We start from the raw sequence: 22351 nt of genomic DNA, 5'->3' as shown, positions 1-22351 counted from the left end.
AAGCCGCAATGAGTTGTACAGCTCATTGTATCATATAATCTGATACTATTTTTGGAAGGTGCTTAGAAGTAGAAAAGCGAACAGCATTGGAAAAAGACGGCGTGGAACTCTACATTATCCAATTCGGGGTACTGGTATACCTTGTATACAGATAAGAGAGCCCACGCCTAGGTCGTGAGCTTCCTGCTTATCGTCTCGTATACTAAAATTACCAGTTTTCGAATTGAGATTCTAAGCAATAGCTTCTATTATTCTTTGAAGTATCGCAAAATTACATATTCTGTAACTTATTTTACAAATATAGTAATTTTATTTATTGTATGGTAATATATTACCACGAATTTTCAAATCAAAAATCCAAAATTGCCCATAAATACATTATTTATGGATAGCAAAGAAGTCTTAAGATTATTTATGCTTGAGTTTTCAGAAAATTTGAAAAAGATTCGAGCTACAAAATATAACTCAATGGATGAGGTTGCGCAGAATTCAAATTTCGATTCAAGCAATTACAATAAATTTGAAAATGGAAAGGGCAATCCAACTATAGAAACGATGTTGAAAATGTCATCAGCTTTTGGTATTACCCCAAAAGAACTTTTTGACTTTGATTTCGATATTAATAAATATAAGATTGACGAATAAAAAAATCCTAACTAATTTGTTAGGATTTCTTTTACTTATTAATTTCCTGATAATACCGATCAGAGCATTGATCAAGAACTTCTTCTGTTTCTTTTAATTCTTTTTTAGTTGAGTAAACCCAGACTGAAAGTCCAACTATTACCAATGTTGCTACAATACTGTAGATTTTTATTGCTTTCATATTTATGCTTTTTGTAAATATATGAAATTTATCGCATCGGAGGAGGTGGTAATGACTTGCTTGGAAGATAATTATCAATTTGGTTCTGTGTAATGATTTCTTTTTCTACTTTTTTGAAATCTATAGGAGATGCTTCAGTTCTTTGAGATTCGTCCTGCAAATAAATTTTGTCTTCCAGCGAATCTATTACCTTCTTAAAATCAGAATCCATAAAAGGTAAAATAAAACATATTTTGTCTTCCTTTCCATTTACCTTAAAACTTAAGTAATTTCTACTGCCTGCATAACCTTGATTTGCATCCAGCGCTTTTTTTATTACATATTTATCCAAATTTTTATCTGATAAGCTATTGATTTCATCAAGTTCACTCTGGCTTAATTTATATTGATAATATACTTTATCTCTTTCTCTATCAAGATAAACATTTAGAACTCCATCTTTGTCCAAAGTGGTATAAGCACTAATGGACAGTTCGTTGTTTGATTTTATATCATAGCTTACGAGCTTAAAATCAGTAACCTTTTTTTGACAGCTAACAAATATAATTTGTATTAGTAGCAAGAAAAGAAGTTTTGTTTTCATAGTTATTTTATTGTTGATGATTGAAATTAATTAAAAGTTATAAGATTATACATCCAACAAACTTTCATCATACCAAATATCCTCGTAGCCGTTACTATCTATTAAAAAACGATTACCAGCCGGAAGCCCGAGATATTGAATTATAAAAGAAGCATCTTCCAACAAATGATAGGCGTGAGAAGGCTGAAAAAAATCATCTGCATAAGAAAACTCACCTGACCAAATATACCAACCAGTTAAACCTTTTGTTCGGGGATGTCTAAGTCCATTTATTTGAATGTTGGGATTAAAATTTCGACCCAATGCAATTACGGTATTTAACTCTACTACATCAGAAATTTGAGAATTCTTTTCACAAATTTTCAATTGGTCTTGTAAATAATCTTGAGTATCCATTCTTTTTGAGATTCTATAATTATTTTATATAAATGTTAGATTTCCTTTTTTCCACTCGTCTAAAGTAATTTCAGCTGTTGAACCAATTATTCCCGATTGCTTTATTATTTCTTTTAAAACTTTGACCGCTTTCTTTTCATCAAGATGTAAGATATAACAGGCAGACCATAATCGCGGACCTTTATGCTGATGGTTTAAAAACTGAAATAAACTTTCTATTGAATTTTGGTTTTTAAGAAATGAAGCTGCATTCATTACCTTCTCGTAATTTTTATTTCCTACTTTAAAATTACCATTTTCTGTAGATTCTACTTGAATAATTGAAGCCTCCTCAAACATTTTTAATGCAGTTTCAATGTCTACTATTTTCTTCATAATCTCATAATAATAGTTCTAATTTTCCTTCTTTCCACAAATGAAGAGTCGCAGAGGCTGTCATTTTTACTTTCGAATTTGTAGATAATTTTTTTAGGATGTTCTCAGCTATATCAGGTTTTGATTTTAAAGTAAAAATGGCCGCCCACAATTTTACATATTCGTCAGGATTATCCAACATTTCACTAAAAAGCTCTTCTTCACGTTGCTCCTTTGCATGGTTATAAAGGTTATGTAATTCTTTGTGAAGTTTATTTGCTTTTTTATAATCTCCGTTTACATAAAGTACTCCGTGTTGAACTGAATGTTGTAAAAATTTCTCTTCTATTTCTGTTCTGCTTATTTCCAATCTTTTAGTCAAAAATATTATAAGACATTTTCAATAATGTCATTGGGATTAATACTCGATATTTTCTTCGATAATTTTAACCGACTTTCCTTCGAGATAATACTTATAAACTAATTCAAACCAATCCTTACCATTTGATGTATTGTAAATAATAATAACATCGCCGATTTCTTTAATTTTAGCATCTACGCAAACTGCTCCAAACTCAGTGTTACCCTCATTAAAATCTTCTATAATAGTACTAATTAAAAAATTTTTCATTTGATCCGATGTAAGGTTTTCGTCATATGCGCCAAGATCAATCCATTCATTATTTTTAAATATTAAACCAAATGGAGCAAACTCTTTAAATTCATTTAAAAATGCTTGAGCAGTTTTGACAACTTGTTTTATGCCTGTAATATATTTGTCTTCCATAATATTTTAATTAAATACAACCTGGTATTCCTGCACAAGGATCTTTTTTTACTGGGACAGGTTTAATTTTTGGAGCTGGGTTGTTATTTACTCTAATGTTATCTGTTTTTGCAGGAGCTGGTCCTGTTAGGTTATAAGGTTGAATTTCAATCCCTGAATCTTTTAAAGGATTTGATAAATTTGCATCCTTGTTTATCCTCAAAATTAGCCTTTTTCCATCAACTAAATTGTCCTGAAATCTTAATTGTCTTGTAAGAGATTGATTTTTTACATTTTTTATTTCCACAGGATTTCCTTCTTTGGTGAATCCATCAGGTCTCGTTCCTCCTGTTTTACCTGTTTTCGAATCTGTTGCTTCAAAATTTTTAGTATTCTTTGTAACATTTTGTCCTTCTTCATTCATTCTGTTTATTTGCTCTGGTTCCATCTGCCTACCTCTGTTAAAATGTTCCTGAGATTTTGTAGTTGCTTCACTAGTTTTTGTCATTGTTTCAACAACAGGATTAGGCCTCACATTTGAGCCACCTTCAAAGATTGGCATAAATCTCACTAATCCACTTATACCAAAAAGACAACATTGTTCTGATTCTTCAACTGCATCTTCGGTAGACCTTCCATCCGGATCAATAAATCGCAATGGATTGTTCATTGCGTAGTTATATGGTGACCAACGTCTGTATTCTTCGCTTAGTGGATCAGGAGAAAACCAGCGACCTGCAGTATCAAGATATGGTTGTGAGTCAGCATTTTCTATGTTGATATCTAATAATTCAACAATTTCATTGGTTCTTGCATTGTAACGGACTGATCCAATGCTTACAATACTGTCTAAGTCGTGAGCTTCTAAATATTTACCTTTGCTTAATGTAGCAATTTTAGGATAGAAGCCATATTTCTTAAAAGGATTTCCTGCTTCAATGTTTTGTCTTCTCCGCTCTGCTTCGGCTGGTGTTAAAGTATCCCTCGTTTTTAGAACTTCGTCCATATAAGGACGCAATCTTTCTTCTTTGGTAAGTTTTACGGGATTTACGTAAATCTTTTCAGGATTGTTTGAAACATTCTTTTCTACTTGAGCATTGAGAAAAACTGCGATTATCAAAAAGAATACATAAAATAGTTTTTTCATTTTCGTGGTTATTTGAAGTTGTTTTTTAATTTTTTATTTTCATATTTATTTCTTTCTGTTTTCAGAGATACAAGCCAATCCAAATACATTCCTTCAGGCATTTGTCTGTAACCAAGCTTGTAAAGCGTACTGTATTCCTGAACCATCAGATCATATATTTCTTTTGCTTTCGGATTTTCTAAAGCCAGTTTGATATTATTTGAAGACCCACTCTTTAGATCTTGTCTATCCATTAATTTTTGAAATCTGGCTTTATACGTTTCAGCTTTTAGAATGCGTGCTTTTGCGAAATTTGGATAAACTTCGAGAGCTTTATTGAGGACTTTTAGGAGAAATTCGCCATCGTTGGAAGGAAAGCTTCTGTTGTAAGCTTGTGCTAGATCAAATAGGCATAATGCTAAACTTTCTTTGTTATCCAAAGCTTTCATAAACATACCGTTTCTGATGGCGTCCAGATGGATATATCCAGATGCCATTAACCAACCATCTTCAGGGAAAATTCCACTCGTCAATTCGGTATTAAACCATCCTAAAGACTTTACATTATGCTTGATGTAGACGTGATTAGGGGCTAAAGCCAGATTGGCATCAACTCCCAATTCTTCAGCAAGGATTTTGTACAAATAGGGCATCGAGTTGCAATTTCCTTTTTTTGTTGCAAGTAATTTGGAAACAAAGAGATTGGGTAAATCATCGTGACCAAAGACGTCGGTAAAATCGTAAGAGAAAGGTTTGTATTGAATGGTAGAGTCTTTCACAATCACTGGTATCGGTTGGCAGATGATCGAGTAAAGAGCCGCATATTTGCTGACTTTATCTTTATCATTTCCCTGATAGGTCAGTTCTCTGCTTTTAACTATTTGCTCTGCAAATGATTTCAGGAATTTGAGTTCATTATTAATCGCTATCGTGTCAATCTTTCCCTGGTAATAAGACTGCTCAACACTTAAGACAGCTTTCTTAAAACTATACTTTTCCTTGCCACTTAGCATATTGTCAATGTGTGCATAGGCCTCCTCGTAAAATTGATTACGCTGAGCTTTGACAGTAATAACCATTGAGACTATTACAAGCAAAGCAAATTGCATTGATTTTCTAAAATATTGATTTTTCATCTTGATGTTTTTATGTTAGAAGAGGTTTAGGTTTATTTTTTTCCTCCTCTCTTTTTTTCTCTTTTGCTTTTCTACGCTCTTCCTCCAATTTCTTTTGTTCTTCTTCCTTCTTTTTTCTCTGTTTTTCTAAATTGGTAAGACGAATTTTCTCGGCAAGCTCTTCGCTCCTTTGTTTGTTGGCTTCACGGTTCATATTGCTCAACCATTCTGAATAAGCTCCATCTGGCATAAATTTGAATCCGAGCTGGTCGATATTGTTGAACTGCATCTTTGTTTCTTTTAAAAGTTCCAGACCTTTCGGGAAATATTTTATATTTTCAAGTTCTGCAGGATTTTCTACATTTTGAATTCCTAATTCTGCTGCTACATATTCAAATCGCGCCTGCTGATACATTGATTTAAGTAAATTAGCATACATATTATTGGGATAAAGTTCAAGAGATTTATCCAATGCTTTTCCGACAAATTCATCCATTCCGTACTTATGAATATAGCCATTGGCTAAGTCTGCATATAACAATGACATAAGCTGTTTTTTACTTAAACTATTCATATAGACATCATTCAGTAAGGCTTCGGAGCCAATGTAACCGGATTCTAAAATCATAGCATTTGTACTAAGGATTCCATTAGTCAATTCTATATTCTGCCATTGATTATCATCGTCTTTGAAACGGATATACGTATGATTGGGAGCCATAGCCAATGAAGCATCTGCCCCGATTGATTCTGCTACCATCAAATAAAGTAGAGGCATTGAGTGACATTGTCCTTTTCCTGTTTTTAGTAATTTGGAAACAAACATTTTGTTCCATTCTTTCTTTCCCATAAAATCATCAAAATCATATTTGTAATTCTTTGAGAAATGCTTAAACAAAGCAATGTTTTTCAGAGTATTATCGACTGGGGTCACCTTTCCGGATTTCATTTTTTGCAAAACCTGAGAAGCTATTTTTGAAATGTTGGCTTTGAAATTAGAATAGTGTAGCTTCCTTTCAGAATAAGCATTTTCAACAATGAAATTCGCTTCAGCTAATGAATAATTGCTTTGATCTAAATTATTAAGTTGAGACAAGGCATCATAATAGAAGTTAGTTCCTGAATTAGCTGATAGTGATGGCAGATTATAACCGGAAATTTCTAGATTATTTACTTTTTGTTCAAACTGTTTTTGCTCTTTCTCTCGATTTTCTTTCTCTACGATTTTAAAATCGTTTTGCTGCATTTCCCAGTTTCTTCTTTCAATTTCTGACTTTCTTGAAGAATTATTAACTGAGGGAATGGATACCGTATTTTTTGACGTAGAATTGTTTCTGAAAGATATTTCAGAATAATTTTGAATTGGGGAAGTCGATGCACTTGGTCCTGTCGGCAGATTTGGAATCTGAGCGGATAATCCTGTACTAAAATACAGCAGTATAATAGAAATTGTACTGTTTCGCATAATTTGTGTTTTGTTTTTTTATTGCAATATTACTGGATGTCATTTTAAATTGATACCGTAGTATTACGGTGATTCCGTCCAATATTACTTCAGGGATTTTCATTATATTTTTAGTTTTTGGTTGTAGTTTTTGGGCATAAAAAAAGAGCGTGAATTAACTGACACTCTAAACTCAGGATACTGGTATAATCCCTCTAAGAAATGCAGCAAAACACGCCCCAGAAGGGCGAATCTTGCAGTTACATTTTCTTAGAATTCTTATAGTACCAGTATTTGAGTTTAGAAAATAACTGCTTAACGCAATGTTTTTATATGTATTTAAGATTTATTTATTCTTATACTTTTTTTATTTTTTGTTTACCACAAATATATTAAGAATACTTCATGGAGCAAAGTCTTAAGTGGATCAAAAAAATCCGAAGGACTGACAATTACATTAATACTATCTGGTTAGTGGTACAACAACTGTTTCTTCCTGAGTTGATATTGAATATCCAAATATTTTATTTTCTTTTTCATCTTTTATAAAATAGTAATTAGAAGTCTTATAAAGATAGAACCTTGTACTACTTTCCTCCGTAAGAATTGGTTGCTCCGAGTGTTGCTTTAAGTATATTGTAAATTTTGGTTTTTCTTTTAATATATACTTTGCTTCCTGTGCAGCGGTTGCGTACATATAGATAAATGCGAATGCTAAATGCATCCAAAATCCAAGATTTCGACTTTCAAAAAAGTAAACATAGCTGGAAATAGTGATAATTGTTATAAAAACAATATTTACTGGCGTAGCAAATTTGTACATATTGATTAGTACACCGAAACCACAAATTAATAATACGATAATTACAATTAATGTAATTATTGATAAACCTTTGCTTCTTGACTTTAAGTCAGTCAGCAACAAACAGACGATTCCTGGTGAGAATAACACTCCAATTAAAATCATTAACATTAGGTTTTCATATAGTACAGCAATTGCGTCCGACAGATTGAAATATCGATAGTAGCTAATTCCTAATAAATCAAAATAATGCCACAAATAAAATAATCCAAGTGCAGGCAATATAGCTGTTAATTCGGCAATTTTCACAAACGGCTTATCCTCTACTGGAATGTATTTTTTATTCAACTTATGATTAATAATTCTTAATTTTCGGATTAATCTTTGTCTGTTCATGTTTATTTCGTTTTAAAATTGTTTTGTATTTGTAATTTATTAGTTTAAAAGTAGAAATATTTTAATTTTAATAACATTAAGTTAGTTCGTAATTTGGATATGAAAATTTCTCTATTTTGAGAACTTATATTTGTATATTTACCTCATAACCAAAAAACTAATAAAACATGAAAACAATTATTCTGGGATTGTTTATGCTTTTCAGCATGATCACTTTTTTACATTCACAAACTAGCAGCTACAGACTCAAATTTCGTTATCACATTTCTAAAGAAAAATTGAAAGATTTAAATGATCAAGGGTATGTGATTACTGACGGTACTACGACTAATTACAGTTTTTGTCCTGCCTTAAATAAATCTTTTAAATGTTTAGTAACCAATAAGGATGGAGAATTATTTATTGACCCTTGGCAAATAGAGCATGATAAAGGAGGCTCTGATGCTAAAGGCGCAGTAGATCCCTGTTACGGTCAGGAAAGAATTATTAATGCAGCTACTCCTAATAAACTTAAACTTGTGAAATTGAGTAGAGATAAAGTGGGCGATCCTACAAGAAGCATTACTCTGCATTACCAGACCGTTATTGTCGGAATTAACGCTATAGGTGTAAAAGTTAGACCTTCAGTTGTCGACTATAATAATAATCAGTACTCTGCTAATGTCGTAACTGGGAATATTAATTTGGGTTTTTCTGTTGGATATTCATGGGGTTGGACAACTTTTTCACACAGGTCAAGTACCAGCTGGTCGGTAACTCCCGGAGCTTCATTCGGATTCTCATCAGCAAGCTTGGGAAAAGAACCGCTGAAGAAAAAAGTTGTTACTACTTATAATCCAAGTAATCTTGTTCTTTCTCCTTCAGCAGGTTTAACGATTGCAAGAAATGATATAGGAATTATTTTTAGTTATGGATATGATTTTATGACAGGAAGTAATGCAGATGCTTGGGCATATCAAGGAAAAAGATTCTTTGGATTAGGTATTGCAGCTGGACTAAAATTGTAAAAAAATTCTTTAATACTGTAACAAATCTATAACTAAACCTTAAAGATTATCAACCTAGATAATAATAAAATAAAAATATAAATCTTACAGAAGATCAACTGGAAACAGTTGCAAAAATTGTTAACCAAGAAATTAAAGATTACGCGGGGGTCTTGCATGAAGTCATTTGCGGAAAAGATCTGGATGATACTCGATTTAATGAGCTGAAAAAGCTTGTCTACACGGATGTAAATGTTTGGAGAAACAACTAAAAACAATTTTTTATATTAGTTTAATGAAAAATATTTTTACAAAAGATGAGCTGAATAGCTTTATGCAGTATTTCCAAATTATGATTCGTGATCTAGTTATCTGCACTTCAAATATTGACGAGATTATTGAGCAAAATAATGAAAGCAGAGAAAAAATTGCTCCTTTTAGTTATTTTTTAGGGCATTATGTAGCACTAGCTTATTCCTTTGCAACACTAACATTGTCTAAACTGTTTGTTCAGGATGAAAAACGCAGCCTGAAAAAATTGATGAATAAGTTAGAAAACAGCGATTTTGACGAAGAACTCAAAGAGATGCTGACTAAAAATCGTAAGCTTTCTGAAAATGGTAGTGAAGGTGAATATGACTATCTGTTTAAACATAAAGCAGATATTAAAAATGCTATTGCTATTTCCAGAGAAGAGATTAATCAGGCGGAGTTTTTGGTTGAGAAAATTAAAGCAAGACGAGACTCTTATTATGCTCACTTCGATCCTGATAAACTTGGTGAGATAGAAGTTGAAAGCCTCGCTGAAATAAAGCAACTTTCTGATATTGCGGAGGGAATCTATAACCGCTTTAATTCTGGATTTAATAATTCCACTTTTATGTTTACAAACCTTTGGAATATGAAAGATTTATTTGCCATAATTAATGACCATCATGACGAACAGGTTAAAAAAAGAAATGACTTAGATAAAGAATAACCAAATTATTGTAAAAACTAAAAACTAAAAACTAATTACTATGAGTGATATTTTATATTACCCTTATATCAATGTACCGGATAATGACTGGACTATAAGAACTCTTCTTTATTACAAGGATATTGCTGCGATTGTACCTCAGGAATATCTTTGGCAACCAGAACGGAATTATGACCCGTTTATGATGGAGCTTGTTAGAATGTCTCTGATAGTTCCTATAAATCCTATTGAGATATTTGATGAACCTTGGGAAGTAACAAAACCTTTCGTTACCGAGATTGAGAAGAATAAAAATTCACTTGAAAAAGCACAAAATCGATTCTATAATAGTCAAAGGAATTTAGTGCATTCTCAGAAGTTTTCTTCTGCCAGAATACACGCTGATAAGTTTGATGATAATGTCTTCTATAGTCTTGAAAATTTAGGGCTTGCCAGTAGAGCAGAGGGAAATTGGTATGCAGTGGAAACAAAAACGGCAGATCAATTAATGAAGTTCGTAGCTACCATAATTGGAGCTAAGACGAACAGAATTCCTATGACTGATAATTTAAGGTCAAGGTTTTACAGTATTAAAAATCTAAAAAACCAAAAAAAAAGGCAGACGATTTTAGAAAGTTTGATCCCATTTCCACAAAATATAAAGTTAGATAAAATGTTGCGCTTCAAGGAGAAGCATGGTGATCTGTTAGATGCTTTTACAAGCAGAGTTGAATTACTTGTGCTTGATCCCACAGTAATAGAGGGGACAGATTTATTTAACGAAAAGATCAGAGAATTGGTGATTAGAAAAGGTGAGCTAACCGCAAAAATGGGAGAGAGTCAAATAGGAAATATTATTTTCGGATCAGTATGTGGGATTATTGGTGCCACGCAAGGAATTGTAGCCACCGGAGATTTAAAATCTATGCTTTGGGGATTACCAGGATTTGCAAATGCTGTATATTCCGCGATGAAAATTGAAAAAACGGAAAATGTCTTTGACCAATCAGGAATGAAATATCTTGCTTTAGTAGACAAAAAACTCAGATAACTTTCGTATTTGAAGTAAAGCGGATTGAAATAAATAAAATATAAAAATTAAAAAACTATCTATGGAATTTGACGAAAAGATTGAACTAGTATCGAAATTACTAAATTTTGCATCTTCTAATAATAATCACGGTGATCTGGAAGATGTTAGAAACATAACAATGGATGCTATTGCATCAAGCATTCAAAATTACCTGATTGCTCTTAAATTATCGACACACTTAAGTGATATTAAATATCTTCAAGAAAATATTTGGGAAGGATTTGTAGAAAATGATCTGGTTGATCTAGATCATAATTTTAATGGATTCATTAAAGATGCCTTTTATAATGCTCTGTTTATTTCCATTGAAACCAACTTTAGAGCTATAGCAAAGCACTTTGAGGCAAGGGCTAATACAATTAATAAAACTTCTATAAAGGAGACTTTTGAAAAGTTATTAAGTATGATTTCCTTTTTTGCAGGTATTACAGCTTATGAAAGAGATGTGATTATCTATTTTTTCTATTTGCGAAATACAATGCACAATTTTGGAATTCACACTAAGCCGAATCATAGTTTAGAAATTGAAGATAACACTTCCGTAATAAATAAGTCAAAAGTTAAATTAGAATTGATTCAAAACCAACCTAATAATATTACTGGTAAAGAACAACTTCTTCTAATTGAGCAGGTAATTAAAGTTATAATAAGATTCAATTCTCTAATTCCGACCGCTGAAAGAGTAAAACATCCATTGGCTGATTTTGATTATAATGGATAGCTCCTAAAATAATTTCTTATTTTAACTTTTTTTAACATTTGGCACGTATTTCGATTACATGATCATGTCAAAACTAGCCCAACATCGACGTTAAAAGTAGTAGGCACTAAAACAAATTAAAATAATGAGTAATTCAAACAAAAACTGGCCAAGTAAAACAGGAAATCCTTCTGGAGGAAATAGGGGAAACAATCCTGCTAAAACTTCAAGTGGAGGAAGTAGTAAGCCTTCTACACCTAAAAAATAACTCTGTTTAAAACATTCTAAAGTCTGAATATCTATTCAGGCTTTTTTTGTAAATTTATAAAAAACTAATAATTTACGTTATGCAACATTCCATTATTGAATTCTTGAGAAGAAATAATTTAAAAATTGATCAGGATTTCAATTGTTTTTGCTCAGTTATCAAGAAACATGATTCTATAAAGCAAGTAGAGAAAAGCCCATTCAGAATCATTTTCCAAGAAAAGTCAGTCGTTCTTTTAAGGATTAATGCTCCAAAGCCAAAAGAATATCGTTTTGGGTACGAACATATTATAGATCATTCTTTGCATGGTAATAAACTTAGACTCTCAGTAAAAGATTGGTTCTACGATAATATGTACTTTGAATTTGACTTTCTATTTATTTTTAATAAATATATTCTTGATCCCTTTAGTGTAAAAAAAGCTGATTTTGAAACTGTTGTTGGTAAAGAATTATATGTAGTTTATTCAACTTCTTGGTATGACGATAAGAAAGAAATGGAAGGTGTTTTAACAAGAGTTGGTGATTTGAGAATATATATTGATGATATTAATAATCAAAAACAAGAAATTGAAATCTTTGATCTTGCATATTTCTTTGCGAGACTTTAGCAAACTAAGTCATTCACTCTAAATCTAAGAGTCACTTTCCCAGTGATTCTAAAAGTTATTTTCTTAAAATCCAAAACTAATTGCCACTTCATGAGAGAAGAATTTAATGAATTAAATGTACCGGATGGTCATTACCTTAAAATTGCAAAAAATTCCGGAAATATTTATTTTGATGAATTTATTGAATCTGTTTCAAAAATTAAACAGTTTATATCCAATAGAGATTTCAAGGATCTCTGGGGAAATAAGTTACAGCTAAAAAAAGCAAAATTTGACGAAAAAGCTTATATTCAAAGTGCCTGTGAGCTGGCAGTTGCAAATTATTTTTGTGAGAAAAATGGTTTCAGGGTCGAAGCTAAAGTAAACCCTAAAAATCAAAAAGATGTAGACGTTAAATTTCAGTCTAACAATTTCACATACAATATTGAAGTAAAATGTGCGGCTTTTACTAATAGAGAGAAGGTACAAAATACAGAATCTTTCAAATATCAAACTTATGGTCGACTTGACAATAGGCTAGACATAATGTCAATACTTTCCAATGCGATAGATGAAGGTTTAATAAAGCAAGGTAAATCTCTGAAAGAACATTCTGAGTTAAAAAGTATGGATAATAATCTTAAAGATTTTCTGATTAACGCGCACGAAAAATTTAATGATTTATCAAAAGAAAATGAGATCAATATTTTATTAATATGCTGTGGTGATAGAGAGGATATGCAGAGCTGGGTAGGTTATCTTAACGGCCCCGAAGGTCTGTTTACTAATGGTTCTTTTTGCGACCCTGCTGATTACAATAATGTAGACTTAGTGATTTTAACTAACTTATATTACAAGCACAAAGATTTCTATAATAAAAATATTGAGAATTCCTGGAACTTGAATGAAACCTTAAATCTAAGTATTATAAATCCTTACTGTAGATTACGTAAACCAAAAGGGATTGAAAATTTTGATAGTGAAATGATTAATTATAATTCAGAGATTAATCAATTTAAAGTGCCTGGACTAGCACCAGAAGTCCTGAAGGATGCCAGAAAAGTTGTGCATTTTGTAATCGACTATCTCGAAATACAAGAAGGCAAATATTTGTTTGATAAAAAGAGTAGTAATTGATATTCTCTTTGTTATCTCGACCTTTATAAGTGATCAACATAAAGTTCTTAAAGCTAAAAACATTAAAATTAAAAAATAAATTATGTCATTTTTTCCTCCGCTTTCAATTGCAGATGCAATCGATAAAATAGATTACAATCAATATTTACTTCCTGCAATTCAACGAGATTTTGTTTGGTCATCTGGAAAAATAGAGATGTTATTTGACTCACTTATGCAACAATATCCAATTGGTTCAATGTTGCTTTGGAGAGTTGAAGGTAATAACACACAAAACCAACGATTTTATGGGATCTTAAAAAAATATAGAGAAAGATTCCTCAATAGATCAGAAGAAGTTGATACAAAAAAACTTCCTAGCTTCGAAGTCGTTTTAGACGGGCAGCAGCGCCTTACTGCACTTTATCTGGGGTTGAAAGGTTCTTATGCTTATCACGAATATAATCTGGCTTGGAAAGATAATGAACACTCTATTCCTACAAGATATCTTTATTTAAATCTTAAATATAAAAAGGATTCTAGCAAGGACTTAAACGATAGTGACGATGATAGAAAATATGAATTCTTGTTTTTAAAACCTTCAGAAGCAAAAAATGAAGATGGAAATAAATGGTTCAAAGTCGGAGATATTTTGGGTATTCGCGGAATGGCACAGCTGAATTCTTATTGTAAGAAACACGAAATAGAAGATCAGGATGCTCAGGAGATATTGAGTCGGCTTCACGATATTGTTCATCTTGAGAAACTTATTCACTACTATCTTGAAAAAGGTTCTGATTTTACCAGAGCATTAGATATTTTTATACGAATAAATTCAGGCGGTATTAACTTAAGTTATTCGGATTTAGTAATGTCAACAACTATTTCAGGTTGGATGATTCTAGATGCCCGCAAAGAAATTAATGGATTAGTTGATGAAATTGTAAAGGAATACGGCTTTGCCGTAAACAAAGATTTGATTTTGCGTACCTATCTGATTTTGTACAACGATGATATTAAATTTAGAGTAACCAATTTCAGTATTAAGAATGCTAAAGATTTTGAAAGTAAATGGGAAAATATTAGGAAAGCAATTAAAGAAGTCTTTCAACTTATTGTAGACTTTGGATATGCTCCAAAAACACTGACATCATTAAATGCTGTTCTTCCGATTATATATTATTTATACAAAACTGATAAAGTAAAAGATTTTCATAAGAAAGTTGCATATAAAGATGATAGAGCAATTATTAAAAAATGGCTTCATGTTGTTTTGCTACATCAAATATTTGGCGGGCAAGCTGAAGGTGTATTAAAAGCTATCAGAGATACTTTGAAAAAAGAAATTGCTAAGTCTCCGGCAGTTTTCCCTGCTGCCGCTATTGCAAAGAGGCTTTCTAAAACCAATAAAAGTATAAACGTCGATAAAGAGTTTGTAGAAAATCTTTTATATACTCAGAAAGAAAATAGATACGCTTTTCCCATACTCGCATTACTTTATCCTAACTTAAAATATAAGGATGGAGATTTTAATCTTGATCATTGTCATCCGATATCAAATTTCAATGAAAAAAAGCTAAAATTAAATAATATCCAATTGACTGATTCTAATAGAGAATACTTTACAGATCCGGAGTATTTTAATTCCATTATTAATCTCCAAATGTTAGATGGTAATGAAAACAAGTCAAAAGGTGCAAAGCAACTTGCAGATTGGGTTTCTACAAATAAAATTAATAAGAAAAAGTACTATTTTCCCAATGATTTAAATTTTTCATCATTTGATAAATTTGCAAAACAGCGTCAAGTTATTTTGACAGTAAAACTAATGGAGGAACTTAAATTCTAATTTTTTTTGTTTAGTTAACAGTTTGATAATCTTATTTTTTAATAAAATGTACACTATGATATTAGAGATTAATGAATCCAGAAAGTTTATTTTTATAAGTACTAAAAATAATGTGACTTATCAATTTACTTCTAGATGTACTTATATGTTTAATGAGACATATAACGGTTTTACTTATGTATTTGAAGTGTATGAAGAGTCAAAGGAAAGTGATGATTCTTTTAGTCTCATTTTATTAGAGATGGAAAATGAAACTGATTTAAAAGTAGTTGACTTATATCCTGACAGTAGTAAGTACTATTTGGGGAAAGGAATTTCGATCAGCCTTCTTCTAAAGTGTAGAGAAATTTTTGGAAAGAGGATAATTTCCAGTAGTAATTTGAAAAAATCTGATAATTATTGTGAGTGGAATACGCCAGAAGCAATTGATAAAGTTTGGAATCCTTTGGTAAAATCAGGGAAGGCTATATATGATCAAGATGAAGACCTATATGTTGTAATTTGATGTGAAATACGATGGATGAATTAAACAGTCTTGATTGGAAGATTTATGAATCTCTGACAAAATATATTTATGATACTTTAAAAAAAGAATATCATATTCCAGTGGAGGGTTATGGGCAGAATTGTAAAATAAAAGGTAATTCAGGGGTTATGCATCAAATTGATGTGCTGACCGCTGAGTTTGATGGTTGCCAAACTTACAAAACGGCTATCGAATGTAAATACTGGAAAAAAAAAGTAACTAAAGATACAGTTATGAAGCTTCTTTCTATCATCAATGATACCGATATACAAAGAGGAATTATTGTGTCAAGGAATGGATTTACTCGGGATGCACAAATGTTTGCAGAACATCATAATATAAAGATAGTGCAGCTGAGAGAATCTGAAAATAATGATAATGAACAGAAGGAAGTTGAATTTGGAATTTTAGATTTATTTTTCAAGATCAATGTGAGCAGACCAGAGGTCACAAGAATAGTTGTTAAAACAAATGACGATAATGAAATTATACTTCCTGAAACACAGCAATATTTGGTTTATATTGAAAATAAAGATGGCACAAAAATAAGATTGTATGATTCTGTAATGGTTTTTAAAAAAAATCTACACACTCAAAAACCTTTTGAAATGGTTTTGAAATCTTACGATTTTACAGATCATAGACTGTTTTTTAATGGAAATTATCAAAAGATAAAAAGCATTACCTACACAGGTTTACTAACTATTATTAATAAGGACCATCAAAAAACATTTTCTCTAGTGGATAAAGTATGGATGATTATGAACCAAATCTTTGAACAAAAGACATTTCTTATAACCCAGCTTGGTATTGTTGTGAATAAAGAAGATTTGTCATAAATACTATTTATGTTCTTAGTAATACGGTTTCCCGTAATGTCAATTTAGTTTTCAAATCTATCTTTGACAAAATTAAAAAATGAAAGCTATTTACAGTTTATTACTTTTAGTATTAATATTATCGTGTTCTAACCCAGTCCAGCGAAATACAATAAAATTTTCAAAGCTGGAGTATGGAGAAAAATGGCCATTTTCAGTTGATGAAGTTGAAGTTTATTGTTCTGGATATAAAGAAATTTACTGCAAGGCCAGCAATGGAAAGACATATGCTTTAAATGGAACTGCTAAAGGTGTTTCACATAATAATGCTGCTATCAGTAAAGTTGATGAAATATGGTTGGATGATCCCAAATGGGCTGGATTAAAAATTTCATACGGAGATTTTATCACTAAAGGTCTGGAACTTTGTGAAAATAAATAACAAGAATACTAAAGAATCAGTTTATCTTTTTTCTTGGTAATCCAATTTCATGTTCCTGTGGATAGGGATTTCGGTGAGTCATACTAACGTCTTCCCGTAGACTTCTTTCCATTTCTTTAGATTTTTCATCATCCATCGAATATCGCGGATCGGCAATCAAAGGCATTTTTGCCATTTTAGTAATGGTAATAGTAGGAAAATGATAATCTACTTCAACAGTTCCTAATAAAAGGTAGACTCCTCCTTCCTTAAAGGGAAATTGTTTTAAACTGTCGGGAAAATGTGCCGTGTCAAAATACTCACCTTCAGCATCGATCCATGTTCCGAAATACATATCGTCTTTCTTTCCAGGATGATTTCTCATCTTGATAGGAACGTGTTTCCTGGAAATTAAATATGCCAGCATTTTAACCTGTTTTTTATGATACTTCAAGAGATCTTTAACCAAAACGTGACCTCTGTATTTAGTCTTGAGTAAATCAAAGATCGAATAGGAAACTGGAAATCCTAAAATTTCAATTTCATCAAAAGCGTCTTCAAAAGGGTTTCTATCTATTGTCGGTAGCTTATAATCTTTTTGAGGTTCCTCAAATAATGATATGATCTTGCTTTTATATTGATTCTTTGAAAGTAGGAATCTTGCTTCAATTAAAAGTTCGTGTTTCTGCTTTCCGGTAAATCTGAAAGCCCCGACAAAAATTAATATCTGTAAAGTTTCAATACCAATGTTGACTCTTTTTATAAAATCTTCTAATGATCCGTAATCGCCGTTTTCTTTCCTTTCTTCCGGGATATTTACTTTGATAGAAGCTTCAAGTTTTTCAATATGCATTAGACCTAAGTACACATCTGTTCCATATAATGTTGTATGAAATTCGCTTAGGTTAATGCAGGGGTTATGAATTTTAGCACCTGACATCTTCGCCTCGTGTACATAAACTTCTGTTCGGTAAAAACCACCGCCATTATTAATAGCAGATACCATAAATTCGATAGGGTAATAGGCTTTCAGAAACAGACTCTGATAGCTCTCCACGGCATAAGAAGCAGAGTGTGCTTTACAAAAGGAGTAGCCGGCAAAAGATTCAATCTGTCGATATACTTCCTGAGAAAGCTGCTCAGGATGTCCTTTCCTTTTGCAGGATTCAAAGAAATCATCTTTTAATTTTTGTAAAGCTGAAAGTGATCGTCCTTTACCACTCATAGCTCTTCGAAGAACATCTCCATTAGCTGCAGAAACTCCACCAAAGTGCATCGCAATTTTAATGACATCTTCTTGATAAACCATAATGCCATAGGTTTCGCCTAATTCTTTTTCAAATACATCGTGGAAGTATTCAAATTGACCGGGATGATTGTGTCGGAAAATGTACTCCCGCATCATTCCACTCTGTGCAACTCCTGGACGAATAATTGATGATGCAGCAACCAATACTTTGTAATTATCACATTTTAATCTTCTCAAAAGTCCACGCATAGCTGGAGATTCAATGTAGAAACAACCAATGGTCTTTCCAATGCTCAAAAATTCATTGCACTTGACTTCATCCTTAGAGATTCTGGTATCTTCAATATCTACATTGATTCCCTTTTTTTCTTTAATTAGATTAACGGTATCTTTAATCGTTCCCAATCCTCTTTGTGAAAGAATGTCAAACTTTTCCAGACCAATATCCTCAGCTGTATGCATATCAAACTGAACAATTGGAAATTCTTTTGGAGGAAATTCTAAAACTGAATAATTTGTAATAGGTTCTTCGGAAATAAGAATCCCACAAGAATGCATACTTCTTTGATTGGGAAATCCAACTAACAACTGTTCATACTTATAAATCTCTTGAACAATTGAATTTTGATCGTGTAGTTCTCTCGGTTTTTTTGAAAGCTGATCTAGTTCATCTTTCGGCAGTCCAAAGACTTTTCCCAGTTCTCTGAATCTCGATTTTCTCTTGAACTCCACATTAGTTCCACAAAAAGCAACGTGATTTTTTCCATATTTATCAAAAATGTATTCCAAAATAGTGTCACGATTCTTCCAACTCCAATCGATGTCGAAGTCGGGAGGACTTTTACGGTTTAAGTTTAGAAAACGCTCAAAGTACAAATCTAGCTCTAGAGGACATATGTCGGAAATGCCTAAACAATAAGCTATAATACTGTTAGCGCCACTTCCTCTTCCGACGTGCATAAAACCCATACGCTTACTGTATTGAATAATATCCCAAGTAATCAAGAAGTAGCCGCAAAAATTAAGTTGATGAATAACTGTTAATTCTTTTTCAGCTCTCTCAATAGCCTGTCTGTTATTATCAGGATATCTATGAGATAAACCTTCATAAGCAAGCTGGGATAACAATTTAAAGTCATTTTCCTTGCTGTCAGTATAATATTTTTTATTCTTCGGGGTTTTAAATTCAAAATCAAAACTGCATTGACTGACGATAAATTTCGTGTTTTCAACGATTTCTGGGTAATGCTTAAACTGATCGAGAAGAGTTTTCTTACTCATAAACAACTCATCTTTTCTACAATAATCTTTTTCAGCCAGTTTTGTAAAAAGAATATTACCATCTATGGCTCGTAATATTTTATGAAGTTCGTATTCGTCATCAGTCTTAAACGTTACCGGATGAAGGATAACCATTTTATGAGTGAGGGATTTGAATTCAGAATTGATTAAAAGGTTTAACTCATCTTGTCTGATTCCGATAAACTCGTGTTCCAATAATATATCAGGTTTATTTTGTAAAGTATAAATCACAAAGCAGTTTTCTAATTGAGGATTAGATTTTGGAATTTCAATATTTTCACAATTATAATCGGTCAAAAGCCTGTTGACTTCAGCTATTCCTTTCGGGTTCTTCGCTAAGCATATATAATACTGCTCATTTTCAACTCTGACATCAACGCCTACAATAGGTTTAATGCCTTTATCTTCACACAGTTTATAAAACTGATAGATTCCCGTTACGGTATTGATATCAGTTAGCGCAAGAACTTTCAGCTTATAATCCATAGCCAGATCAACTAATTCTTCAACAGAAATAGTCCCATAACGAAGGCTATGATAGGTATGACAATTGAGGAACATAATTTTATTTATTGAGTCAAAAAACCGGAAGCCCTTCCAAGGCTTTTAGCACCAAAACGGTCTTTCATTTTATCCATGGTCTGATATAATGAGATCAGCTCTTCGGTATCTTCAAAAAGATTCATCTGATGGCTTCCGTGAACCAGTCCTGTAAACTTGACACCTACAAGACGAATTCTCATTCTTCGGGTATAAACTTTCTTGAAGAGTTCCAGAATATATTTCAGCAATGTGTGGTCTGCTGAGGTATAAGCCACCTTACATTGTTTAGTCTCTGTATCAAAGTTGGCATATCTTATTCTTACTGATACCGTTGAGGTCAGCCATTTTTCCTGTCTTAACTGGTAGCATAACTGTTCAACCATTCCGGAAAGAATACTTCTGATATTCGGAATATCGATGGTGTCTTCGGAAAAAGTTGTTTCAGTTGATATGGATTTACGCTCTGAATATTGAATCACAGGATTTAAATCAATGCCATTGGCTTTTTTCCATAACTCAGTTCCATTTTTTCCAATTAATTCCTGAAGCACATCCACTGGCATTTTAGCAAGTGTTTCAATCTTTCTTACACCTAATCTTGAAAGGAGTTCAAAGGTCACATCACCAACCATAGGAATCTTTCTGACGGATAAAGGATTTAAAAAAGGCTGTATTGCGAGCGGTTTTAATTCTAATTTACCGGCTGGCTTTGCTTCACCTGTTCCAATCTTTGAAACTGTTTTATTGGTAGACAATGCAAAACTAATAGGTAGACCTGTATTTTTCTTTACCGCTTCCGCAATTTCGGTTGTCCATTGATAGCAGCCGAAGAACTTATCCATGCCCGACAGATCAAGATAGAACTCGTCTACACTTGCTTTTTCCATAACAGGAACTTTTTCCTGAATGATTTCAGTCACCAAATGTGACATTTTGGAATAATACTCCATATCACCTTTGATAACCTGCGCTTCGGGACATAAGCGTAAAGCCATTCGCAAAGGCATCGCAGAACGAACCCCAAATTTCCTGGCTTCATAGGAACAAGATGCTACTACACCACGATCTCCGCCACCTATGATCACGGGCTGATTCTCCAATACAGAGTCTCTCAGCCGTTCACAGGAAACAAAGAATGTATCCAGATCCATATGTGCAATCGCTCGTTCCATTTGACAAAATTATCACGATTTGTAGCAAAAAATTGTATATTTGTTGCTATAATTTATAGCAATGTCAATTTTATCAGAAAACATGCGGTATTTAAGAGGTAAGCTCAATCTGTCTCAACAAAAGGTTGCCGATGATCTTTTAATTACCCGAGGCCGATATAGTAAGTATGAAGATGATGCCGCAGCGCCACCCCTTGATATTTTAGTGAAAATTTCAAGATATTATAATATCAGCATCGATTTACTTTTGACCATCAACGTCAGCAAATATTCGATTGATGAGATTATGGAGCTCCCTGACAATAGGATTGTTCTGCCTATCAGGGTTGATCAGGATGGAAACGATCAGATTGAGATTATTCCACAAAAAGCCTCTATGGGTTATCTGAACGGTTATGGAGATCCGGAATACATAGAAAGTTTGGAAACGATATCCTTACCTTTTTTAAAAGGTGGGAAGTTTAGAGCGTTTCCAGCGGACGGAGATTCTATGCCGCCTTATAAGAACGGAACTTATATTGTTGGAAAATATGTAGAAAATCTTTCTGATCTGAAAACGGACCGGACTTATATTTTCATCACCACTAATGATGGAATCAGTTACAAAAGATTCCAGTTTCATGAAGCAGACAGTATATGGGTAAAAGCTGACAATCAATTTTATGAGCCATATAAAATTCCATTATCTGAAATTAAAGAGATCTGGGAATTTGCCTGTAGTATCAATACGATAGAATATGGAGCTGATGAATTTGCAGAACGTAATATTCAAAACTTTATGACAGAGATCAAGACCGATATCAAACAGATTAAAGAAAAAATAGGAGATAAGAATTGAATTCATTTGAATAAAGCTCAAAAATAAGTTTCCTAACATTACTTCATAAAAAAAAATCTCCTAAGGGAAGCAAAAACACAAATGATGAAAAAAATCCCGTATAAACGGGCCAGAT

The 22351-nt window shown here is 32.4% G+C and carries 25 protein-coding genes; 13 read left to right on the top strand and 12 right to left on the bottom strand.

Annotated features, from left to right (window positions below):
* The first annotated feature begins 384 nt into the window (after nucleotides 1–384).
* Nucleotides 385–645 carry a helix-turn-helix domain-containing protein gene (locus K319_RS0111260; protein WP_002977335.1) on the top strand — a complete coding sequence of 87 codons (261 nt, stop codon included), beginning with the start codon at nucleotides 385–387 and terminating at the stop codon, nucleotides 643–645.
* Nucleotides 646–676: 31 nt separating this feature from the next.
* Here K319_RS0111260 and K319_RS21645 read toward each other — a convergent pair whose 3' ends face one another.
* From K319_RS21645 to K319_RS0111210, 10 genes are all read right to left on the bottom strand, one after another.
* The gene (locus tag K319_RS21645; protein WP_002977336.1) at nucleotides 677–826 is read right to left on the bottom strand and encodes a hypothetical protein; all 150 of its coding nucleotides are present in this window, start codon (nucleotides 824–826) and stop codon (nucleotides 677–679) included.
* A 28-nt stretch (nucleotides 827–854) separates the two neighbouring features.
* The gene (locus K319_RS0111250) at nucleotides 855–1409 is read right to left on the bottom strand and encodes a hypothetical protein (RefSeq protein ID WP_002977337.1); all 555 of its coding nucleotides are present in this window, start codon (nucleotides 1407–1409) and stop codon (nucleotides 855–857) included.
* A gap of 45 nt (nucleotides 1410–1454) precedes the next feature.
* Nucleotides 1455–1805, bottom strand: a complete 351-nt coding sequence (locus K319_RS0111245; protein ID WP_002977338.1) for an immunity protein Imm33 domain-containing protein — start codon at nucleotides 1803–1805, stop codon at nucleotides 1455–1457.
* 24 nt (nucleotides 1806–1829) lie between these two features.
* Nucleotides 1830–2180 carry a hypothetical protein gene (locus K319_RS0111240; RefSeq protein WP_002977339.1) on the bottom strand — a complete coding sequence of 117 codons (351 nt, stop codon included), beginning with the start codon at nucleotides 2178–2180 and terminating at the stop codon, nucleotides 1830–1832.
* Between the two features lie 4 nt (nucleotides 2181–2184).
* On the bottom strand, nucleotides 2185–2529 hold the full coding sequence (locus tag K319_RS0111235; RefSeq protein WP_027383739.1) for a hypothetical protein: 345 nt from the start codon (nucleotides 2527–2529) through the stop codon (nucleotides 2185–2187).
* A gap of 48 nt (nucleotides 2530–2577) precedes the next feature.
* A complete protein-coding gene (locus K319_RS0111230) occupies nucleotides 2578–2946 on the bottom strand; it encodes a hypothetical protein (protein ID WP_002977341.1) in 369 nt (122 codons plus the stop codon).
* A 10-nt stretch (nucleotides 2947–2956) separates the two neighbouring features.
* A complete protein-coding gene (locus K319_RS21075; RefSeq protein ID WP_002977342.1) occupies nucleotides 2957–4072 on the bottom strand; it encodes an RHS repeat-associated core domain-containing protein in 1116 nt (371 codons plus the stop codon).
* An 8-nt stretch (nucleotides 4073–4080) separates the two neighbouring features.
* Complete coding sequence (locus K319_RS0111220; protein WP_002977343.1) at nucleotides 4081–5187, bottom strand: hypothetical protein; 1107 nt, start codon at nucleotides 5185–5187, stop codon at nucleotides 4081–4083.
* A 10-nt stretch (nucleotides 5188–5197) separates the two neighbouring features.
* Nucleotides 5198–6631, bottom strand: a complete 1434-nt coding sequence (locus tag K319_RS21070; protein WP_027383737.1) for a transglutaminase family protein — start codon at nucleotides 6629–6631, stop codon at nucleotides 5198–5200.
* A gap of 442 nt (nucleotides 6632–7073) precedes the next feature.
* Nucleotides 7074–7808, bottom strand: coding sequence for a hypothetical protein (locus K319_RS0111210; RefSeq protein WP_002977346.1), 735 nt, complete (start codon nucleotides 7806–7808; stop codon nucleotides 7074–7076).
* Nucleotides 7809–7975: 167 nt separating this feature from the next.
* On the opposite strand from K319_RS0111210, the gene K319_RS0111205 reads away from it, so the two are divergent.
* The 11 genes from K319_RS0111205 to K319_RS0111155 all read left to right on the top strand — a co-directional run bounded on the left by K319_RS0111205 (nucleotide 7976) and on the right by K319_RS0111155 (nucleotide 17153).
* Nucleotides 7976–8815, top strand: coding sequence for a hypothetical protein (locus K319_RS0111205; RefSeq protein WP_002977347.1), 840 nt, complete (start codon nucleotides 7976–7978; stop codon nucleotides 8813–8815).
* A gap of 274 nt (nucleotides 8816–9089) precedes the next feature.
* Entirely contained in the window at nucleotides 9090–9773 is a 684-nt protein-coding gene (locus K319_RS0111200) for an AbiU2 domain-containing protein (RefSeq protein ID WP_002977348.1), read from the top strand.
* Nucleotides 9774–9813: 40 nt separating this feature from the next.
* Entirely contained in the window at nucleotides 9814–10803 is a 990-nt protein-coding gene (locus K319_RS0111195; protein ID WP_002977349.1) for a hypothetical protein, read from the top strand.
* Nucleotides 10804–10864: 61 nt separating this feature from the next.
* Nucleotides 10865–11566: a hypothetical protein gene (locus K319_RS0111190; RefSeq protein ID WP_002977350.1), complete on the top strand. Its 702-nt coding sequence runs from the start codon at nucleotides 10865–10867 to the stop codon at nucleotides 11564–11566.
* A 124-nt stretch (nucleotides 11567–11690) separates the two neighbouring features.
* A complete protein-coding gene (locus K319_RS21840; protein WP_002977351.1) occupies nucleotides 11691–11813 on the top strand; it encodes a hypothetical protein in 123 nt (40 codons plus the stop codon).
* Nucleotides 11814–11892: 79 nt separating this feature from the next.
* The gene (locus tag K319_RS0111180; protein ID WP_002977352.1) at nucleotides 11893–12423 is read left to right on the top strand and encodes a hypothetical protein; all 531 of its coding nucleotides are present in this window, start codon (nucleotides 11893–11895) and stop codon (nucleotides 12421–12423) included.
* A gap of 90 nt (nucleotides 12424–12513) precedes the next feature.
* The gene (locus tag K319_RS20240; protein ID WP_002977353.1) at nucleotides 12514–13539 is read left to right on the top strand and encodes a hypothetical protein; all 1026 of its coding nucleotides are present in this window, start codon (nucleotides 12514–12516) and stop codon (nucleotides 13537–13539) included.
* An 82-nt stretch (nucleotides 13540–13621) separates the two neighbouring features.
* A complete protein-coding gene (locus K319_RS0111170; protein WP_002977354.1) occupies nucleotides 13622–15367 on the top strand; it encodes a DUF262 domain-containing protein in 1746 nt (581 codons plus the stop codon).
* 55 nt (nucleotides 15368–15422) lie between these two features.
* The gene (locus K319_RS0111165) at nucleotides 15423–15872 is read left to right on the top strand and encodes a hypothetical protein (protein WP_002977355.1); all 450 of its coding nucleotides are present in this window, start codon (nucleotides 15423–15425) and stop codon (nucleotides 15870–15872) included.
* 11 nt (nucleotides 15873–15883) lie between these two features.
* Nucleotides 15884–16732, top strand: a complete 849-nt coding sequence (locus tag K319_RS21065) for a restriction endonuclease (RefSeq protein WP_002977356.1) — start codon at nucleotides 15884–15886, stop codon at nucleotides 16730–16732.
* A gap of 79 nt (nucleotides 16733–16811) precedes the next feature.
* Nucleotides 16812–17153, top strand: a complete 342-nt coding sequence (locus K319_RS0111155) for a DUF2511 domain-containing protein (protein ID WP_002977357.1) — start codon at nucleotides 16812–16814, stop codon at nucleotides 17151–17153.
* A 16-nt stretch (nucleotides 17154–17169) separates the two neighbouring features.
* Here K319_RS0111155 and K319_RS0111150 read toward each other — a convergent pair whose 3' ends face one another.
* Both K319_RS0111150 and dinB read right to left on the bottom strand, forming a co-directional pair.
* Nucleotides 17170–20244 carry a DNA polymerase III subunit alpha gene (locus tag K319_RS0111150; protein ID WP_002977358.1) on the bottom strand — a complete coding sequence of 1025 codons (3075 nt, stop codon included), beginning with the start codon at nucleotides 20242–20244 and terminating at the stop codon, nucleotides 17170–17172.
* 8 nt (nucleotides 20245–20252) lie between these two features.
* The gene (dinB, locus tag K319_RS0111145; protein WP_027383735.1) at nucleotides 20253–21398 is read right to left on the bottom strand and encodes a DNA polymerase IV; all 1146 of its coding nucleotides are present in this window, start codon (nucleotides 21396–21398) and stop codon (nucleotides 20253–20255) included.
* Between the two features lie 61 nt (nucleotides 21399–21459).
* Here dinB and K319_RS0111140 point away from each other — a divergent pair, with 61 nt between their 5' ends.
* Nucleotides 21460–22236: an XRE family transcriptional regulator gene (locus tag K319_RS0111140; RefSeq protein WP_027383734.1), complete on the top strand. Its 777-nt coding sequence runs from the start codon at nucleotides 21460–21462 to the stop codon at nucleotides 22234–22236.
* The last annotated feature ends 115 nt before the right edge of the window (nucleotides 22237–22351 follow it).

Source organism: Epilithonimonas caeni DSM 17710, assembly GCF_000426465.1.
GTDB classification, from domain to species: domain Bacteria; phylum Bacteroidota; class Bacteroidia; order Flavobacteriales; family Weeksellaceae; genus Epilithonimonas; species Epilithonimonas caeni.
Note: the sequence above shows the minus strand (reverse complement) of the source record. Positions and strands in the feature narration are given on the sequence as shown.

Excerpts from the sequence above, each read along its gene's own strand:
- K319_RS21065 (WP_002977356.1), top strand. The coding sequence starts at position 15,884 with ATGGATGAATTAAACAGTCTTGATTGGAAGATTTATGAATCTCTGACA.
- K319_RS0111155 (WP_002977357.1), top strand. The coding sequence starts at position 16,812 with ATGAAAGCTATTTACAGTTTATTACTTTTAGTATTAATATTATCGTGT.
- K319_RS0111190 (WP_002977350.1), top strand. The coding sequence starts at position 10,865 with ATGGAATTTGACGAAAAGATTGAACTAGTATCGAAATTACTAAATTTT.
- K319_RS0111170 (WP_002977354.1), top strand. The coding sequence starts at position 13,622 with ATGTCATTTTTTCCTCCGCTTTCAATTGCAGATGCAATCGATAAAATA.
- K319_RS0111195 (WP_002977349.1), top strand. The coding sequence starts at position 9,814 with ATGAGTGATATTTTATATTACCCTTATATCAATGTACCGGATAATGAC.
- K319_RS0111205 (WP_002977347.1), top strand. The coding sequence starts at position 7,976 with ATGAAAACAATTATTCTGGGATTGTTTATGCTTTTCAGCATGATCACT.
- K319_RS0111240 (WP_002977339.1), bottom strand. The coding sequence starts at position 2,180 with ATGAAGAAAATAGTAGACATTGAAACTGCATTAAAAATGTTTGAGGAG.
- K319_RS0111180 (WP_002977352.1), top strand. The coding sequence starts at position 11,893 with ATGCAACATTCCATTATTGAATTCTTGAGAAGAAATAATTTAAAAATT.
- K319_RS21645 (WP_002977336.1), bottom strand. The coding sequence starts at position 826 with ATGAAAGCAATAAAAATCTACAGTATTGTAGCAACATTGGTAATAGTT.
- K319_RS0111150 (WP_002977358.1), bottom strand. The coding sequence starts at position 20,244 with ATGTTCCTCAATTGTCATACCTATCATAGCCTTCGTTATGGGACTATT.
- K319_RS0111260 (WP_002977335.1), top strand. The coding sequence starts at position 385 with ATGGATAGCAAAGAAGTCTTAAGATTATTTATGCTTGAGTTTTCAGAA.
- K319_RS21070 (WP_027383737.1), bottom strand. The coding sequence starts at position 6,631 with ATGCGAAACAGTACAATTTCTATTATACTGCTGTATTTTAGTACAGGA.
- K319_RS0111210 (WP_002977346.1), bottom strand. The coding sequence starts at position 7,808 with ATGAACAGACAAAGATTAATCCGAAAATTAAGAATTATTAATCATAAG.
- K319_RS21840 (WP_002977351.1), top strand. The coding sequence starts at position 11,691 with ATGAGTAATTCAAACAAAAACTGGCCAAGTAAAACAGGAAATCCTTCT.
- K319_RS0111140 (WP_027383734.1), top strand. The coding sequence starts at position 21,460 with ATGTCAATTTTATCAGAAAACATGCGGTATTTAAGAGGTAAGCTCAAT.
- K319_RS0111220 (WP_002977343.1), bottom strand. The coding sequence starts at position 5,187 with ATGAAAAATCAATATTTTAGAAAATCAATGCAATTTGCTTTGCTTGTA.
- K319_RS0111200 (WP_002977348.1), top strand. The coding sequence starts at position 9,090 with ATGAAAAATATTTTTACAAAAGATGAGCTGAATAGCTTTATGCAGTAT.
- K319_RS0111165 (WP_002977355.1), top strand. The coding sequence starts at position 15,423 with ATGATATTAGAGATTAATGAATCCAGAAAGTTTATTTTTATAAGTACT.
- K319_RS0111245 (WP_002977338.1), bottom strand. The coding sequence starts at position 1,805 with ATGGATACTCAAGATTATTTACAAGACCAATTGAAAATTTGTGAAAAG.
- K319_RS20240 (WP_002977353.1), top strand. The coding sequence starts at position 12,514 with ATGAGAGAAGAATTTAATGAATTAAATGTACCGGATGGTCATTACCTT.
- K319_RS0111230 (WP_002977341.1), bottom strand. The coding sequence starts at position 2,946 with ATGGAAGACAAATATATTACAGGCATAAAACAAGTTGTCAAAACTGCT.
- dinB (WP_027383735.1), bottom strand. The coding sequence starts at position 21,398 with ATGGAACGAGCGATTGCACATATGGATCTGGATACATTCTTTGTTTCC.
- K319_RS0111250 (WP_002977337.1), bottom strand. The coding sequence starts at position 1,409 with ATGAAAACAAAACTTCTTTTCTTGCTACTAATACAAATTATATTTGTT.
- K319_RS21075 (WP_002977342.1), bottom strand. The coding sequence starts at position 4,072 with ATGAAAAAACTATTTTATGTATTCTTTTTGATAATCGCAGTTTTTCTC.